Source organism: Flavobacterium flavipigmentatum (assembly GCF_020911905.1).
Classification (GTDB): Bacteria; Bacteroidota; Bacteroidia; order Flavobacteriales; family Flavobacteriaceae; genus Flavobacterium; species Flavobacterium flavipigmentatum.
This window is the reverse complement of the sequence record NZ_CP087133.1, coordinates 3,347,646-3,365,561: the sequence shown is the minus strand read 5'-3', so window position 1 is coordinate 3,365,561 and position 17,916 is coordinate 3,347,646. Positions and strand designations below refer to the sequence as shown.

15 protein-coding genes are annotated in these 17,916 nt (G+C 33.8%); 9 read left to right on the top strand and 6 right to left on the bottom strand.

Annotated elements, in window-relative coordinates:
* Positions 1-154: 154 nt before the first annotated feature.
* The 3 genes from LNP22_RS14525 to LNP22_RS14515 all read left to right on the top strand — a co-directional run bounded on the left by LNP22_RS14525 (position 155) and on the right by LNP22_RS14515 (position 4,899).
* Entirely contained in the window at positions 155-2,554 is a 2,400-nt protein-coding gene (locus LNP22_RS14525; protein WP_229974096.1) for a glycoside hydrolase family 31 protein, read from the top strand.
* Between the two features lie 85 nt (positions 2,555-2,639).
* Complete coding sequence (locus LNP22_RS14520; RefSeq protein ID WP_229974095.1) at positions 2,640-3,455, top strand: M48 family metallopeptidase; 816 nt, start codon at positions 2,640-2,642, stop codon at positions 3,453-3,455.
* 142 nt (positions 3,456-3,597) lie between these two features.
* Positions 3,598-4,899 (top strand): MFS transporter, encoded by a 1,302-nt coding sequence (locus LNP22_RS14515; RefSeq protein ID WP_229974094.1) that lies wholly within the window; start codon positions 3,598-3,600, stop codon positions 4,897-4,899.
* A gap of 513 nt (positions 4,900-5,412) precedes the next feature.
* Here LNP22_RS14515 and LNP22_RS14510 read toward each other — a convergent pair.
* From LNP22_RS14510 to LNP22_RS14500, 3 genes are read right to left on the bottom strand one after another with little or no spacing between them, the layout of a single operon-like run.
* On the bottom strand, positions 5,413-6,474 hold the full coding sequence (locus LNP22_RS14510; RefSeq protein ID WP_229974093.1) for a hypothetical protein: 1,062 nt from the start codon (positions 6,472-6,474) through the stop codon (positions 5,413-5,415).
* Positions 6,458-6,991, bottom strand: coding sequence for an anti-sigma factor (locus LNP22_RS14505; RefSeq protein WP_229974092.1), 534 nt, complete (start codon positions 6,989-6,991; stop codon positions 6,458-6,460). The genes LNP22_RS14510 and LNP22_RS14505 overlap by 17 nt, the downstream gene beginning before the upstream one ends.
* Entirely contained in the window at positions 6,988-7,542 is a 555-nt protein-coding gene (locus LNP22_RS14500) for an RNA polymerase sigma factor (protein ID WP_229974091.1), read from the bottom strand. Before LNP22_RS14500 ends, LNP22_RS14505 begins: the two co-directional genes overlap by 4 nt.
* A 255-nt stretch (positions 7,543-7,797) precedes the next feature.
* On the opposite strand from LNP22_RS14500, the gene LNP22_RS14495 reads away from it, so the two are divergent.
* The 5 genes from LNP22_RS14495 (at position 7,798) to LNP22_RS14475 (ending at position 14,763) form a co-directional block, all read left to right on the top strand.
* Positions 7,798-8,496 carry a hypothetical protein gene (locus LNP22_RS14495; protein WP_229974090.1) on the top strand — a complete coding sequence of 233 codons (699 nt, stop codon included), beginning with the start codon at positions 7,798-7,800 and terminating at the stop codon, positions 8,494-8,496.
* 263 nt (positions 8,497-8,759) lie between these two features.
* A complete protein-coding gene (gene lon, locus LNP22_RS14490) occupies positions 8,760-11,213 on the top strand; it encodes an endopeptidase La (protein WP_229974089.1) in 2,454 nt (817 codons plus the stop codon).
* 241 nt (positions 11,214-11,454) lie between these two features.
* Complete coding sequence (gene porQ, locus LNP22_RS14485; RefSeq protein WP_229974088.1) at positions 11,455-12,474, top strand: type IX secretion system protein PorQ; 1,020 nt, start codon at positions 11,455-11,457, stop codon at positions 12,472-12,474.
* A gap of 151 nt (positions 12,475-12,625) precedes the next feature.
* Positions 12,626-13,318, top strand: a complete 693-nt coding sequence (gene cmk / locus LNP22_RS14480; protein WP_229974087.1) for a (d)CMP kinase — start codon at positions 12,626-12,628, stop codon at positions 13,316-13,318.
* 68 nt (positions 13,319-13,386) lie between these two features.
* The gene (locus tag LNP22_RS14475; protein WP_229974086.1) at positions 13,387-14,763 is read left to right on the top strand and encodes a nucleoside permease; all 1,377 of its coding nucleotides are present in this window, start codon (positions 13,387-13,389) and stop codon (positions 14,761-14,763) included.
* A gap of 129 nt (positions 14,764-14,892) precedes the next feature.
* On the opposite strand, the gene LNP22_RS14470 is transcribed toward LNP22_RS14475, so the two are convergent.
* From LNP22_RS14470 to LNP22_RS14460, 3 genes are all read right to left on the bottom strand, one after another.
* Entirely contained in the window at positions 14,893-15,279 is a 387-nt protein-coding gene (locus LNP22_RS14470) for a DoxX family protein (protein WP_229974085.1), read from the bottom strand.
* Between the two features lie 86 nt (positions 15,280-15,365).
* A complete protein-coding gene (locus LNP22_RS14465; RefSeq protein WP_229974084.1) occupies positions 15,366-16,154 on the bottom strand; it encodes an anti-sigma factor in 789 nt (262 codons plus the stop codon).
* Positions 16,154-16,684: an RNA polymerase sigma factor gene (locus tag LNP22_RS14460; protein ID WP_210667231.1), complete on the bottom strand. Its 531-nt coding sequence runs from the start codon at positions 16,682-16,684 to the stop codon at positions 16,154-16,156. Before LNP22_RS14460 ends, LNP22_RS14465 begins: the two co-directional genes overlap by 1 nt.
* 544 nt (positions 16,685-17,228) lie before the next feature.
* Between LNP22_RS14460 and LNP22_RS14455 the strand changes: the two genes are divergently transcribed.
* Positions 17,229-17,813, top strand: a complete 585-nt coding sequence (locus tag LNP22_RS14455; protein WP_229974083.1) for a glutathione peroxidase — start codon at positions 17,229-17,231, stop codon at positions 17,811-17,813.
* The last annotated feature ends 103 nt before the right edge of the window (positions 17,814-17,916 follow it).

The window sequence follows — 17,916 nt, the reverse complement described above, 5'->3', positions numbered from 1 at the left end:
TTTAAATTATAGAATTATCGATTTTATAAGATATAAATTACCATTCAGTCAAAGATATCGTTTTCGTGAAAAAACGCATTATTTTTAGTGCTATACCTGTATTTTTTGTACGTTTGAAATACAAGTAAGTTATTGAAATTAAATTATTTAAAAAATGATTACAAATACCGAATTAGAATATAAAGGGGATTTATATCCATCAAAAATAGTTGCGTTTGAGCAGGAAGGAGATTCCATCTTTTTTCATACTGATAATAAGGTTATTTTGAAAGTTACGGTTTTAAGAGACAGTTTAATACGTTTTAGATTTACTACAAAAGGATATTTTAGCAACGATTTTTCGTATGCAATAGACAAAACGCAATTGCATGGTTACAATTTTCTTGAAGTTACCGAAGAAGAAACGTATTATCAAATTCAAACCAGCAAAGTAAAAGCCAAAATTCAAAAAGCAGATTTACGCACTTCAATTTTAGACCTTAATGACAATGTTATTCTGGAAGATGAATTAGGTTTTCACTGGGAAGAAAGCTACGAATACGGCGGAAACATTGTAAAAATGAGCAAATCATCAAAAGATGGTGAATGTTTTTATGGTCTGGGAGACAAAGCTACTCAGTTAAATCTAAAAGGAAAAAGACTGGAGAATTTTGCCACAGATCAATACGCTTACAGCAAAGATCAGGAACCTTTATACAAAGTGGTTCCTTTTTATATTGGGTTGCAAAACAAACAATCCTACGGAATATTCTTTGACAATACATTTAGAACCTTTTTTGACTTTTGTCATGAAAGAAGAAGTGTAGCAAGCTTTTGGGCAGAAGGAGGCGAAATGAATTATTACTTTTTCTACGGCCCAAAAATGCAGGATGTTGTAACTTCTTATACAGATCTTACAGGAAAACCAGAACTTCCGCCACTTTGGGTGCTCGGGTATCATCAATGCAAATGGAGTTATTACCCTGAAAACAAAGTAAAAGAAATTGCCTCTAAATTCAGAGAACTAAAAATCCCTTGTGATGCTATTTATTTAGATATTGATTACATGGAAGGATTTCGATGTTTTACTTGGAACAAAGAATACTTTCCTGATCCTAAAAAAATGGTGGCAGAACTGGCAGATGATGGATTTAAAACCATCGTAATCATCGATCCAGGAATCAAAATAGATAAAGATTATTGGGTATATAAAGAAGCATTAGAAAAAGATTATTTCTGCAAAAGAGCCGATGGCCCTTATATGAAAGGGAAAGTCTGGCCTGGAGAATGTAATTTTCCGGATTATACAAATCCAGTAGTAAGAGAATGGTGGGCTGGTTTGTTTAAAGAATTAATTTCAGATATAGGTGTAAAAGGGGTTTGGAATGATATGAATGAACCAGCTGTTATGGAGGTTCCCAACAAAACCTTCCCAATGGATGTGCGTCATGTCTATGATGGAAACCCTTGTAGCCACAGAAAAGCACATAATATTTATGGCACACAAATGGCACGTGCCACGTATCATGGTGTAAAACGTTTTGCATATCCTAAACGCCCTTTTGTAATCACTCGTTCTGCTTATTCGGGTGCTCAACGTTATACTTCGTCCTGGACTGGCGACAATGTAGCAACTTGGGAACATCTATGGATTGCCAACATTCAGGTACAACGCATGTGTATTTCCGGAATGGGTTTTACAGGCTCTGATATTGGTGGTTTTGCTGAGCAGCCTACTGGCGAGTTATATGCACGCTGGATTCAGTTAGGGGTATTTCACCCGTTTTGTAGAACACACTCTTCTGGGCATCACGGCGATCAGGAACCTTGGGCGTTTGATGAAGATGTTATTAATATTACCAGAAAATTTATTAATTTAAGATACCAATTATTACCTTACTTATATACTATGTTCTGGCAGTATATCGAGGAAGGTGTGCCAATGCTTAAACCTCTTGTGTATTATGATCAGGAAGACATTCAGACACATTATCGCAATGATGAGTTTATCTTTGGGAATCAAATTTTGGTGTGCCCAATACTCGAACCTAATTCTTTAGGTAGACGAATGTATATTCCTAGAGGCGAATGGTATAACTATTGGACCAACGAACTTGCCATTGGCGGTAGAGAAGTCTGGATAGACACTAAGTTTGATGAAATTCCTGTGTATGTAAAAGCAGGTGCCATTATTCCAAAATATCCTGTACAGCAATATGTTGGCGAATTGGAGTTTGACGAATTGACACTTGATCTGTATTATAAAAATGGTAAAGAAACTTCAGTAGTATACGAAGATGCTCAAGATGGTTATGATTACAAAAAAGGAAGATATAGTTTTCTTTCTTTCCGAAACGTAGGAAAAGAAAAAGAGCTTATCGTACAGCTTCATAAAGAAGGGAAATATGAAACACCCTACACCAAATACAGAATCAATTTTATTGGACTTCCATTCAGAGTAAAAGAAATAGAAATCGATAACGAAATAATTTCTTTTGACAGAACAAACTTCGATACCGAGGGTTCTTTGGTAATTGATAAAGAATTTAACGAGCTTCACCTTATTGGCTGGTAAGAAATTTTGATAAGTTTTTTGATAATTATGTAAAGAGAACAATCAATTATAATTGTATTTTTGGATGTTTTAAAAATTATAAATCATGAAAAAACGTTTAGTAACAGGTGCTTTTTTGGCCATTTTAGTAGCCGCTTGTGCTACAAATCCTTTTTCAGGAAAGAGTACGTTAGCATTGGTTCCGGATAGCGAAATACTTCCGGCTTCCTTTCAGCAATACGATAAGTTCTTATCAGAAAACAAAGTAGTAACCGGTACTGCAGATGCAAAAAGAGTTGAAAATGTAGGAATCAAAATCAAAAATGCTGCCGAGATTTGGCTCAATGCAAATGGGTACAAAGAGTACCTTAAAGATTATAAGTGGGAGTACAAACTAATAGATAATAAAGAGTTGAACGCTTGGTGTATGCCGGGTGGTAAAATTGTTTTCTACACCGGTATTCTTCCGGTTTGCAAAGATGATGCAGGAATAGCTACCGTTATGGGGCACGAAGTAGCGCATGCGCTGGCCAATCACGGTCAACAACGTATGAGCGCCGCACAGTTACAACAAATTGGGAGTGCTGCTCTGGATGCTGCAACTACCAATAAATCATCAACAACAAGAGCTATCTTTTCTCAGGCTTACGGTCTTGGTACAGAGGTAGGAGGTATGTTGCCTTTTAGCAGAAGTAATGAGAGTGAAGCAGATAAAATAGGTCTTACGCTTATGGCAATTGCAGGTTACAATCCGGATAATGCTGTCGCTTTTTGGGACAGGATGTCTAAAGCCAGTGGAGGAGCTGCCCCGGCAGAGTTCTTGAGCACGCACCCTTCAGACGCTACACGTATCGCCAACTTAAAAGCTTTAATTCCGCAAGCAAAAGCTGAAGCCGCAAAATATGGCGTAAAGTTTAAATAATATACTTATTATTTTATCATAAAAACAAGGCTATTCTTTTTAAGAATGGCTTTTTTTATAAAAAGTAATCAACTTAATCTTCAAATAACAAATTCTTAATAAAAAATAGATAAATTCGCAACAGACTAACACAACCCTATTTATGAGTAATTTATCCAAAGGAAGCAAAAAATTATTAAACGCATGGGCCTTCTATGACTGGGCAAATTCAGTTTATCCTTTAGTAATTTCGTCCGCTGTTTTCCCTATTTTTTACGAAGCATTATTTTTAAAAAGAGATCATTATATCGATGCTTTCGGAATGAATCTTAAAAACACAGCTTTAATAAGTTTTATTACCGCAGCTGCATTCTTGGTAGTGGCTTTTATTTCGCCTCTTTTATCAGGTATTGCAGATTATGTGGGCAATAAAAAGGCGTTTATGAAATTCTTCTGTTACATGGGTGCCCTGTCTTGTATGGGTTTGTATTGGTTCAGGCTCGAAAATATATACGTGGGCGTACTGTTTTATTTCTTAGGATTAATCGGTTTTTGGGGGAGTTTGGTGTTTTACAATTCGTACCTGCCAGACATTGCATTTCCGGAGCAACAAGATAAATTAAGTGCGAAAGGATATTCATTAGGGTACGTAGGCAGTGTGGTTTTGCTGGTAATCAATTTGTTCATGATCATGGGTGCTGAAGGCGATGCCAAAATCGAAGCCATGAGATATTCGTTTTTAATGGTAGGGGTCTGGTGGATTCTTTTTAGTCAATATACCTATTATTATCTCCCAAAAGGAAACAATAGTACGGGCGAAAAAGTAACGAGAAGTGTCATTTTTAATGGTTTTAAAGAATTAAAAAAAGTCTGGAAATTATTAGAAGAAAACATTTCTCTCAAAAGATATTTAGGAAGCTTCTTCGTTTACAGCATGGCCGTTCAGACAGTTATGATCGTCGCAACTTATTTTGGAGCACAGGAAATTCAGTGGTCGTCAGAAAGCGAAAGCACAACCGGTCTCATTATTTGCATCTTATTAATACAATTAGTGGCCATCGGTGGCGCGATTCTTACCTCTAGAGCATCTGCCAAATTTGGCAACATCCCAACACTCATCGTCATCAATTGCATTTGGGTATTGCTTTGCATTCTAGCCTATTTTATAACATTACCCATCCATTTTTATGTCATGGCAACCCTAATTGGTTTTGTAATGGGCGGAATCCAAGCCTTATCACGCTCTACCTATTCAAAATTATTGCCTGAAACAGAAGACACAGCGTCCTTTTTTAGCTTTTACGATGTAGCCGAAAAAATAGGCATCGTAATCGGAATGTGCGTTTACGGCATAATCGATCAAATTACGGGTAGCCCGCGTCTTGCAATTGTTATTTTGGCCGTATTTTTTACTGTTGGAGTGCTTTTGCTCAGAAGAGTGCCAAAAAAAGGTGTTTTAAAATAATAAAAATACCTCACTTAAAACGATAAGAAAATGATTGTAACAAAAGATCCTTTTACTTTTAAACTATTGTTGTAAAAGTGAAAGGATCTTTTTTGTTTATCGAATGTGTTTTAGGTTTTAGACCCAAACGTTTGAGTATAGAACCTAAAGTTTGGGGTTCCAAACCCCTCGTTTGGGGTTCTGAGGTGCTCGGTTGGGGTTCCGAACCCCAAATTTGACGTTCGGAACCCCAAATTTGGCCCCCAAGGACGTCAAATTTGACGTTTGGAACCTCATTTTTGACGTCTGGAACGCCATCGATGGGGTTCAATACCCCAAATTTGCGCCTCAGCACCCCATTAATGGAGCTTGGAACCCCAAATAGGTTTAAAAACTAAAAGCACAATAGATCAGGGATGATTTTATTCATTTTTTGATTGATGATTGATTTTGCGATTGCTTTCTTAAAAAAAATCTTTTTATAATACTTTAAAAGCCAATCTTAGAACTGATTTTTTATTGTTTTGATATAAATTATTGTTTTTTGATCAAAGACACATTGCCATAATTAGAACTCACAGCCACTTTATTTTGACCTTTTTTCTTATAATAACCGCTAATTCTCTTTGTATTACTTTTACTTTCATTGATCGAAATCTCTAAAGTTCCATCACTTTTAATGCTTCCGTATTTGGTAGTGATATCAAAATCAAAAGGATAGTTTACATCATAACCCAAAGAAACATTCGTATATCCCGATTTGATCGTCACATTATTTGCTTTTTCATCCAAGACATCCACATTGATCTTCGAATAATTTCCTTCAAAACTAAAATTCTTTAAAATTTCTCCCACAGCAATCGTAATATAATTGCCATTCCCAGTAAAAGAATTTATTTTTTGAAATTTAAAAGTACCGTAATTACAATCATAATTGATGTTTTGCCCTTCTGCGATCGTCACATCGGTATAATTGGCATCCAGATTAATATTTCCCGCATCATTGATTTTTAAACCCGAATAACGTGCTTCTATTGTACCGCTTTTAATATAATCAATACTCGAATTTTGGCAGTAACCTATCTCAAATCTGTTCGAAGATCCGTTGAGTTTCCCAATCGTTACTTTACCATATTTACACGTGATATCGGTAGTAGATTCAAGGCTTAACGCCGAGATATTACCGTATTTATTGTTCAGTTTTACGGTTCCGTTTTTCGGAATCTTTATCACATAATTAATTTCAAAACTATTATGGCTTCCTTTGCTTTTATAACTCGAATTTCCGGTATTGGTAATAGCTGTAACCATCGCTTTTAAGGCTGTAATATCAACATCAATGCTGTTTAATCTTTCGTTTACCCAAGTTTCGTTGCTGCCAGTCACTTTGATCGTAATATCAAGGTCAATTTTGTTTTCGTTCCAGGTCGAAACCGTAATATTTCCGTATTTATTGTCGATATCAATGCCTGCATCCGCGTTTACAATGTAGGTTTTCTTGATGTTTTTTTGCTTTGAAACAAAAGTATCATCGTTTGCAATTCCTAAAATCGGAATTAATAGTAATAGAATCAGTATGTTAAAATGTTTTTTCATCGTTGTTATTTTTTAAATTTTCGTTTTCTTCAATTCGTTGCAAAACAGTTTGCAAAAAAGATATTCTGGTTTGCAGATTGCTAATCATGGCATAAATAATTTGTTTGTTTTCGCCGTTTTTCTGCAATTCTTTTATAATCTTTTCATAATCAGTATCAAAAGCTTTCATTTGTTGCAGCGCATCGTTTATAATTTGCTCGTTTTCCGGAGATTTTTTTTCTTTCAGTTTTACGAGTTCATTGTCAATTAATGCACTAAAAATAGAATCGGTACGCTGCGTCTCTTTCGATGCAAATTTAAATTCCTTAGGTTTTTGATTGTTATAAAAAATAGATACTCCCAACAGCACCACAATTGAAGCCGCAATGGCCCAAACCGCTCCAATGTTTTTTGCAGGTTGTTTTTTGTTCAGTTTATTCAAAAAATCAATTTGATGGCTGCTATTTAGCTCTTCTACATCCCACTGATTCTCAAATCTTTCAAATAATTGATCAAAATCGTCATTATCCTTTTTCATATTTCCTCTAATTTTTTTCGTAAACTTTCTTTTGCTCTGCTCAACGTCGTACGGCAGTTGGCATAACTGATATTCAAAATGTCGCAAATTTCTTCCTGATCATAACCTTCAATATAAAACAGCGTCAAAACCATTCGATAATTGTCTTTCAATTCTGAAATTGTATCCAAAACTTGTTTCACTTTAAGTGAATTCAAATCGATGCTTTCAGAAAGAATGCTATCATTTTCTTCTGCTTTATAAAGCGTTTTACTTAAATCCTCGAACTGAAAAGCGGTATTCTTTTTATAAAAATCAATACTATAATTGACAATTATTTTTTTCAACCACGCTCCAAAAGCCACTTCTTGCTTATAATCATTGATTCTGGTAAAAGCTCTCAAAAAACCTTCTTGCATGACGTCTTGTGCAAAATGTTCGTCTTTTACAATTCGATACGCCACATTATACATGGCTTTAGAGTATCTATTGTAAATTTCGAATTGAGCTTTCTGATTGTTTTTTTTACAAAGCGCGATTAATTCTTCGATATTTTGATTGGTTATGTTCAAGTAATGGTTGCTAGTTTTTTATAATGACTTTGCTTTTTTTGGTTTGTTACAGTTTTTGAATATTTTTTTAAAAATTAATTAAAAGAACTTCACAATTAAGCGTTATTTTGAAAATACTATTTAAGTTCTACATTAATTAACTGATAATCAAATTGTTATTTTTAATTTTTGAGTTAAGAATTTATTTGTTAAAAAAAACTAAAAGATATCATTCATTTTATTATTTTTGATGAAATAAAAATAAAAATTTAAATTATGAAAAAATTAAAAAGCATTGCTTTAGTGGTATTATTTGTTTCTACATCTTTGTTTGTTTCTTGTTCCAATGATTCAGATAATCCTAACGAAGAAACACCAGAAGCTTCAAAAGGAGATTATTGGCCAACAGCAGTTGGTAATCAATGGGTTTTAAACCAAAGTGGTTCTGAAACTATCATGAAAATCCTTAGCTCAGAAAAAGTAAACGGACAAACCTATTTTAAATTTGATAAGTTTTTTACGACAACTAGTCAAGTTACAGGTTCAGCATCAGCTTCAATTAAAAAAGTAGACGGAGATTATTATATTAAATTAGATGATATTGTAACTAACAGTAATGGGATTTCCAGTAAAATCAGTGGATATGAATTTATCTTCTTTAAAGATTATTTAGAAGTAAGTAAAACATGGACTGGAAATTATACACAAACAACGACAATTGATTTTCCTGGAGTTCCTGCTATAAAAATGAATGTTAAATATACAGGAACAATTGTAGAGAAAGGTGCAACTGCTACGATTAAGAATGTTACTTATAAAGATGTTGTCAAATTTAAACTAAAATTAGAGACTTCATTAGAAGGACAAAGTGCTGGTTCTACAGAAGCAGAATATTGGATTTCAAAAGGTGTAGGTGTCATTAAGTTTACTATGAATGATGTATCTTCTGAATTAGTTTCGTATAAACTGAACTAAAAATATTCATTGATTTAAGATTTTAAAACTCGAAAGTGATTTCGGGTTTTTTTTATGCTTTTTTCTTTCAGTATCATAAATAGTTAGAATTAAATACTAAATTTCAAAGTGAACTCTTTTGTTTTTGGCATAATGATTGTCTAATTTTACGGTCTATCTAGTATTTGAAAGACTTGATGTGTTTGTAGTAAAAACAAACGGTTTTAAGAGCAGATTTACAGTTAGAATAAACCTTTTAATGACAAAACGACTTATATATTATTATGTCAAACCATAAAATACTCACAATTGACAATCTGTCACTTCAAGAATTTGATTCAGAAGCAGAATTGATTCCATTATTAACACCTGAGGACGAAGAGGAAATGAATAACGAGGAACTTCCTGTTTCGTTGCCAATTTTACCTCTGCGAAATACGGTTTTATTTCCGGGTGTTGTAATTCCAATTTCGGCGGGTAGAGATAAATCTATAAAACTAATTAATGATGCAAATTCGGCGGGTAAAATTATTGGAGTAGTATCGCAAATCAACGAAGAAGACGAAGATCCATCCAAAGATGATATTCATAAAATTGGTACTGTAGCCAGAATTCTGCGAGTCCTTAAAATGCCAGACGGAAATGTTACGGTAATTTTACAAGGGAAAAAACGTTTTGAAATAGATGAAGTAGTGACCGAAGATCCTTATATCACGGCTACTATTAAAGAAGTATCTGAAGCTCGCCCGGATGAAGATGATTCTGAGTTTACAGCTATTTTAGATTCTGTAAAAGAGTTAGCAATTCAAATTATAAAGGAAAGTCCAAACATTCCGTCAGAAGCTACTTTTGCCATCAAAAACATCGAAAGCCAATCGTTTTTGATCAATTTTGTTTCTTCTAATATGAATTTATCGGTAAAAGAAAAACAAGGTTTGTTATCGATAAATGGTTTAAAAGAAAGAGCTCTCGAAACGTTGCGCTACATGAATGTGGAGTTGCAAAAATTAGAACTAAAAAATGATATCCAATCAAAAGTTCGCTTTGATTTAGACCAACAGCAACGCGAATATTTCTTGCATCAGCAAATGAAAACCATTCAGGAAGAGCTGGGCGGTGTTTCGCAAGAGGAAGAAATGGACGAAATGGGACTGAAGGCAAAGTCTAAAAAATGGGACGAAAAAACGCAGAAACATTTTGAAAAAGAATTGTCTAAAATGCGCAGAATGAATCCGCAATCACCTGATTTTGGTATTCAGCGCAATTATTTAGAACTATTTTTAGATTTGCCTTGGGGCGAATTTTCTAAAGACAAGTTTGACTTAAAAAATGCTCAAAAAATATTAGATAAAGATCATTTTGGACTCGAAGAAGTAAAGAAAAGAATGATCGAGCATCTGGCTGTTTTAAAACTTCGTAACGATATGAAATCGCCTATTATTTGTTTAACAGGGCCTCCGGGAGTGGGTAAAACCTCTATTGGTCGTTCTGTTGCAGAAGCTTTAGGGCGCGAATATGTCCGTATTTCATTAGGTGGTTTGCGTGACGAAGCAGAAATTCGCGGACACAGAAAAACATACATTGGTGCAATGCCGGGGAGAATTATTCAGAGTTTAAAGAAAGCCGGAACTTCAAATCCTGTCTTTATTTTAGACGAAATTGATAAACTTTCTAGTGGCAATAGTGGCGATCCTTCTTCTGCATTATTAGAAGTTTTAGACCCTGAACAAAACAATTCTTTTTATGATAATTTCCTCGAAATGGGTTATGATTTATCAAAAGTAATGTTTATTGCAACCTCAAATAACATGGCCGCCATTCAGCCCGCACTTCGCGACAGAATGGAAGTGATCAAAATGTCAGGTTACACTATCGAAGAAAAAGTAGAAATTGCCAAAAGACATCTTTTTCCAAAACAACTTGAGGCGCACGGTTTAACAACCAAAGACCTGACAATTGGTAAAAAACAATTAGAAAAAATTGTAGAGGGGTATACCCGCGAATCAGGCGTACGTAATCTCGAAACCAAAATTGCACAAGTCATCAGAAATGCAGCCAAATCGGTTGCGATGGAGGAAGAATACAATAAAAAAGTGACAGACGAAGATATTATCAGCGTTTTGGGAGTGCCAAGATTAGAACGCGATAAATATGAAAACAATGATGTTGCCGGTGTAGTTACGGGTCTTGCCTGGACAAGCGTTGGCGGTGATATATTGTTTATAGAATCTTTAATTTCTGAAGGAAAAGGAGTTATGACCGTTACCGGAAATCTGGGTACTGTCATGAAAGAATCGGCTACAATTGCACTTGAATACATAAAAGCAAATGCTAAGAAGTTAGGTTTGGCTACCGATTTATTTCAAAAATATAATATTCACTTACACGTTCCAGAAGGCGCAACACCCAAAGACGGTCCAAGCGCCGGAATTGCAATGTTGACTTCTTTAGTATCATTATTGACTCAAAAGAAAGTTAAGAAAAGTCTTGCGATGACAGGCGAAATAACACTTCGTGGAAAAGTCTTACCAGTGGGCGGAATCAAAGAAAAAATTCTGGCTGCTAAGAGAGCTAATATCAAAGAAATTATTTTATGTCACGAAAATAAAAGTGATATTGATGAAATTAAAACTGAATATCTTGAAGGCCTAACGTTTCATTATGTAAAAGAAATGAGCGAGGTTTTGGCTCTTGCTTTGACAGATCAAAATGTTAAAAACGCAAAACAGTTAAAATAAAATTTTAGCGAAATATTACTTTCCTGATCTTGAGATAGAGATCAGGAAGTTATACATCTCAAATACTATTCTGATGCATTTCAGTTTCAGTATTTGAGATTTTTTTATTGCCTTTTTATTATAAAGTGGTAATTCTGAAAGAATTAAGTTTTGGGTATAAATTTTTATATATTTTTAATTTTCAAACGTTTATAATTTTATCTTTGTAATTGAGTTTAGAATATACAAGCTACCTGTAAACATGTTAAAACAACTTGTTTTTTTTTTTATTGCATTTAGTTGCTCCCTTTCATACGGGCAAATTGGTGGCCGTTACACTTACCAATTTCTTAATCTAACGACATCGCCAAGACAGGCTGCGTTAGGAGGAAAATCGATAACAATTTATGATGAAGATGTAAATCAGGTGATGTTTAATCCCGCTACACTAAATGCAGATATGGACAAACAACTTGCAATGAATTATGGAAGTCTTTACGGAGAAGTTTCATACGGAACGGCTTCGTACGCCTATACGTATGACAGGCATTTGCAAACTTTTCACGCCGGAATGAGTTATGTAAATTATGGTAGTTTTGAAGGATATGATGAAAATGGTCTGGCGACTTCTAATTTTACAGGAAGCGAAGCCGCACTCTCATTTGGTTATGCTTACAATATTCCGTTTACCGACCTTCACGTAGGTGCAAATGCAAAATTGATAACTTCAACTTTAGAAACCTACAGTTCTTTTGGTGGTGCCATAGATCTGGGTTTTTTGTTTGTGGATGAAAGAAATGATGTAAACTGGGCTTTGGTAATCAGAAACATAGGAACTCAATTTACAACATATTCAGGAATACAGGAAAAATTACCACTCGAAATCATCGCAGGAGTTTCGCAAGAACTCGAACATGTACCTATTCGTTGGCATCTTTCGTTAGAAAATTTGCAACAATGGAATATTTCTTTTTCTAATCCAGTGCGAGGAGAAACCAATATTGACGGTTCTACCAACGAAGAAAAAGTGTCGTTTGTAAATAATGCTTTGAGACACGTGATAGTTGGAGTTGAGCTTTTTCCTAAAAAAGCATTTAATATTCGGTTAGGATATAATTTTAGAAGAGCAGAGGAACTAAAAATAGCAGAACAGCGCAATTTTTCGGGAATCTCTTTAGGATTTGGTTTGAAAATGAACCGATTAAAGTTTAACTATTCGTATTCAAGATACACATTAGCGGCAAACAGCAGTCTTTTTGGCCTTATCTTAAACCTTCAATAAGCAATTTTATGACAAACATGAACGACTAATCGTAACAGAAAGTTTTTTTTTAAAATTGAAAAAAAAATTGATAATTCAAAATAGAACATTATTTTGAATATTGATTAGTAAAACAAATAATTACAAATTTTATAAACATTAAAAGATTATTTTGAAAAAAATAACCATTGCAATTGACGGATTTTCGTCAACAGGAAAAAGTACTTTAGCAAAACAGTTGGCAAAAGAATTAGCATACGTATATGTAGATACAGGCGCAATGTACCGTGCCGTTACGCTGTACACAATGAAAAACAACTTTATCAATGCTGATTTTTTTGATAAAAAAGCCTTAATAGATTCTCTTTCTAAAATTCAGTTAGAATTTAAATTCAATGCCGATTTGGGTTTTGCCGAAATGTATTTGAATGGCGAAAATGTCGAAAAACAAATCAGAACTATCGAAGTTTCTAATTTTGTGAGCAAAGTGGCAGAAGTTTCTCAGGTACGTTCTAAATTAGTAGAGCAGCAGCAGGAAATGGGCAAAAATAAAGCGATTGTGATGGACGGAAGAGACATAGGAACGGTTGTTTTTCCTCATGCTGAACTAAAAATTTTTATGACCGCCAGCGCCGAAACCCGTGCGCAAAGACGCTTTGAAGAGTTACAACAAAAAGGAGATAACGTATCTTATGAAGACGTTTTGAAAAATGTTGTAGAAAGAGATTATATAGACACCCACCGAGAAGATTCTCCTTTAGTGATTGCAGCTGACGCAATCGAAATAGATAATTCGTATTTAAGTAGGGAGGAACAATTTTCTGCTGTTTTAGAATTAATAAATGACGTTGTTAAAACGACTTAATTTTTTGCAGATATCATTTTTAATGGTAGTTTTACCACTTCATTTATTTTAAAAGACAATCGCATCGTATGGGAATTAAAAACAGATTGATTATAATGAGTTTTCTTCAATTTTTTGTTTGGGGAGCTTGGTTGATCACAATTGGAAATTATTGGTTTGGAACAAAAAATTGGGAAGGAACACAATTTGGATTAGTTTTTGGTACCATGGGAATTGCCTCTTTGTTTATGCCTACTTTGACCGGTATTATTGCCGATAGATGGGTAAATGCCGAAAAATTATATGGTGTTTTGCACATACTTTATGCCGTAGTTTTATTTGCAATTGCTCAAGTTACTACTCCAGATAATTTTATATACGTTATGCTTGTTGCAATGTGTTTTTACATGCCAACAATTGCGCTGAGTAACTCCATTTCATACACTTCTTTAAAGTTAAATAATAAAAATATTGTAAAAGACTTTCCGCCAATTCGCGTTTGGGGAACTATTGGTTTTATCGTTGCCATGTGGATCACCAATTTGAGCGGAAGTAAAGCAACAGAATATCAGTTTTATATTGCGGGTGTAGGAGCTTTAATTCTGGGTATTTACGCCTTTACCTTACCAAAATGCCAACCACAACGTCTTACCAAAGAAAACGCTTCTTGGGTCGAGACGCTAGGTTTAGAAGCTTTTAAGCTATTTGGAAATTACAAAATGGCCTTGTTCTTCGTATTTTCAATGTTTTTAGGAGGTGCTTTGCAATTAACGAATGCTTATGGAGATGTTTTTCTGGATGAGTTCAAACATTTTCCAAAATATGCAGATTCTTTCGTCATAAAATATTCAACGATTATTATGTCAATTTCTCAAGTTTCTGAAACCTTGTTTATTTTGGCTATTCCATTTTTCTTGAGACGTTTCGGAATCAAGCAAGTGATGCTTATTAGTATGTTGGCATGGGTTTTACGTTTCGGATTATTTGCATTTGGAGATCCTGTAACGGGATTATGGATGATTATTTTGTCTTGTATCGTTTACGGAATGGCCTTTGATTTCTTTAATATTTCAGGTTCATTATTTGTAGAAAGCAATACCGATTCTAAAATACGTTCTTCTGCTCAAGGTTTGTTTATGATGATGACCAACGGCGTTGGAGCCGTATTAGGAAGTTTGACCTCTGGATGGGCAATAGATCGTTTCTTTACAAAATCGTTTAACAGCACAACCGAATTAGCTGGATTTTTGCAAACAGATACAACCAATTCTAAAATGTTAGAATTTGTAAAAACACAAGGAAATTCAGTAACTACAGACGGCATGTTTGCTAACCCAATTCTGATGAAAGACTGGCACACAATCTGGTTATCATTTGCGGCTTATGCTTTGGTAATTGCAATTGCTTTTGCTATTTTATTCAAACACAAACACGATCCAAAAGAAATAGAGAATTTAAGTCATTAATCCTTTTGGTTTAAAATAGTACAAAAAGTAAAAATAATTGGAGAGAAAAAATACTAGAATTAAATGTTTTAATGTTTAATGTATTTTTTCTCTCCAATTATTTATTTTTGGCCTTACCTTTTAATAAAGCTACGATTCTCTTTTAGTTTTAAATCCATTAGGAAAGATAATGGCCAGTAAAACGCAAATCAGTAAAAAATTGTATTCTACACCATTACTGCCACCACCAACAACAAACCATCCATTTTCAAAATGTACTAGAATAATTCCCATAAGAAGTACAAAAATTGTCACAAAACCAGCCAATCGAATGTATTTATTCCACAACAAAAGCACTGCAGCAATGACATGTGATATTTTAATAGACCACGCAATAAAAACACCAAAAGGGGCAAACCCAATCTGATTGAGGTATAAATTGCCAAAATCATTTATTCCGTTATTAAAGATTCCAAAAACAGAATGCGATAGCAGTATAATGGCTACTGCAATTCTTAAAAGTAATGTTCCGTTCATAATTTTAATTTTGATCCACTAAAAATAACAAAAAATGCCTCTCAAATAAATTGAAAGGCATTTTTAAAAATATCATCAGGCAGTTTTTAAACTTTTCCTAAAGTATACAATTGCTCCATTGTTGGCGTCAGACTTCCTCCAGCGGGCTCCAATGTTATTCCAAATGCTTCTGCAGCATCAGTTTGTTTTACTGCAAATATTTTTTGATCGTTGACATCAAAATCACTTAACAAACCAATACTGGTAGGAGTTAAGACTGGGCTTAATTTTAATGCCCAAACCTGATACACCATACCTTTTGGTGGTTTTGGTAAACCAGCCGCATCAATATAGGTAGTTTTGGTTTCTTTATTCCAATAGACTTTTGCAAACGATTTTGGCGAAACTGCCTGACCACCAAGTGTTACACCTGTATTTTTAATATCTCTTACAATTGTCAGATTTTTTTCTACTTCCGCATTTTTCTGTCCTAAAAAAGCATATTCTCTTTCAATTTTGGTTTTTTCATTGCCAAGAGTCGAAATCTTTTCTTTAGTTTGGCTCAATTGCAAAGTTTGATATCCAACACCCAAAAGCATTAAAACAGCAGCGGCCCAACCAGCATATTCAGACAAGCGTGAAGCAGGCTTCATATCGATTACCTTAGCGTGCTTTAATTCTAATTGTGCTTTTATCTTCTCAAAATTCGCTACCGAATGAAAAGGTGAAAAACTTGATGACAAAGCCACAATAGCGCGTTCTATTGCAATAATTTCCTGCTCAATTTCGGTATTTGTTTTGGCCAATTGAGCAATTTCTAGATTTTCAGACTCGGTCAATAAACCGTAAACGTATAGCTCTAGAGTTCCTGATTCTATATATTCTTGTGCTTCCATTAGATTTTTAAATAATTACGTAGGTCGTTAATACAATTTCTGTTTTGCGTCTTGACAGTCCCCAGCGGTATTGCAAGCTCTTCCGACGCTTCTTGCTGAGTATATCCTTTAAAAAATAATAAATCGATTATCTCAATACATTTTGGCTTTAATTTTTTTACAAATTCCTGAATTCCAATAGTATCAATTCTATTCACGAGTTTATTACTGTCGTCTAACAGATGTACGAAATTATCTGAGGATAGGTTTTTTTGGCTGTTGTTAAAATTTTTAGAACGCAATTTATCTATAGAGGTATTTCTTGCTATATTAAGGATCCAGGTATAAAATCTACCTTTCCCTTCATTATAGGTATCAATGTTTTTCCAGATTTTCACAAAGACCTCCTGTAATACATCTTCTGCCTCTTCGCGATTTTTTATGAGAACATTGATTACCGAAAACAAACTTTTCGAGTACATATCATATAAATAGGTAAAAGCTCTTTCGTCTTTCTTGTAAATTAAAACTAACAATTCTTCTTGACTCATAAATTTGAGAATTTTATTTTATGTGGATAAATTGACTTTTGGACTGTAATTTTCTTTTTTGTGAAATCTTGAGTTAAAGATAATTTATTTTTTTTTGAAAAACATTTTTTTATAACCATAAACTCATAAAAACATAATCAAATTTAAAATATTTCTTTTTTTCATTTTTTTAAAACCATAATCAAACTAATTACGTAAATGATAATAAGGCTGCAATAAAAAACATAGTGCAAAACAGAAAATAAATAAAGAAACGATAAAATAAAAGATCTGAAATTAAAATGATTAACAACTGAAAAAGTTCAAATCCTTAATCAATTTTAAATTTTAGAGGCAGGTATAGACAATAATAAAGCAATATTGATTTTTTTAAGAATCAAGTGAAGTACAAATTTTAAATTCATGGTTTGATTTGTTTGTTTTGGGGGAAGCCTAGCGTCTGATTAACGCTAGGCTTCATTTTTTAACTTATGTTTAATAAAAATAAAGACTTACCAAGTTCTCTCTCCGAAAGATTTTGATTAATTTTATAAAAAAATACACAATGAAAAAAATACTATTTTTAGCTATCGGATTACTCGTAGCGAGCACTCAAATGCATTCGCAAACCAGTAAAACCAAACTTCCAAAAACAAATAAAAACATGACAAAAGGAACGATCTATCAATTTAAAGTAGAAGATTTATCAGGTGACACTTTTGATTTTGCATCATTAAAGGGAAAAAAAGTAATGATTGTCAATACGGCTTCAAAATGTGGTTTAACTCCACAATACAAGGATTTAGAGGCTATTTACAAACAATACAAAGACAAAGGATTTGTGATTATTGGTTTTCCTGCAAACAATTTTGCTTCGCAAGAACCGGGAACCAACAAAGAAATCGAAACTTTTTGCCAACAAAATTATGGCGTAACTTTCCCGATGATGGATAAAGTCTCTGTAAAAGGAAACGATATGTGTGAGGTCTATAAATTCTTAACACAAAAATCTAAAAATGGTTTGCAAGATTCAGATGTAGAGTGGAATTTTCAAAAATACTTAATCAACGAAAAAGGCGAATTAGAAAAAGTAATCATGCCTAGAACATTGCCAACAGATCCTGAAATCATCAACTGGATCAAAAGCTAGTTTTACCTATTTTCTCAACAAAAAACCACCAATTTACGCGTAAGTTGGTGGTTTTTTTGTTGAATTAAGGAGCTACTTACTTCGTCAGTCGCTATCGCTCGTG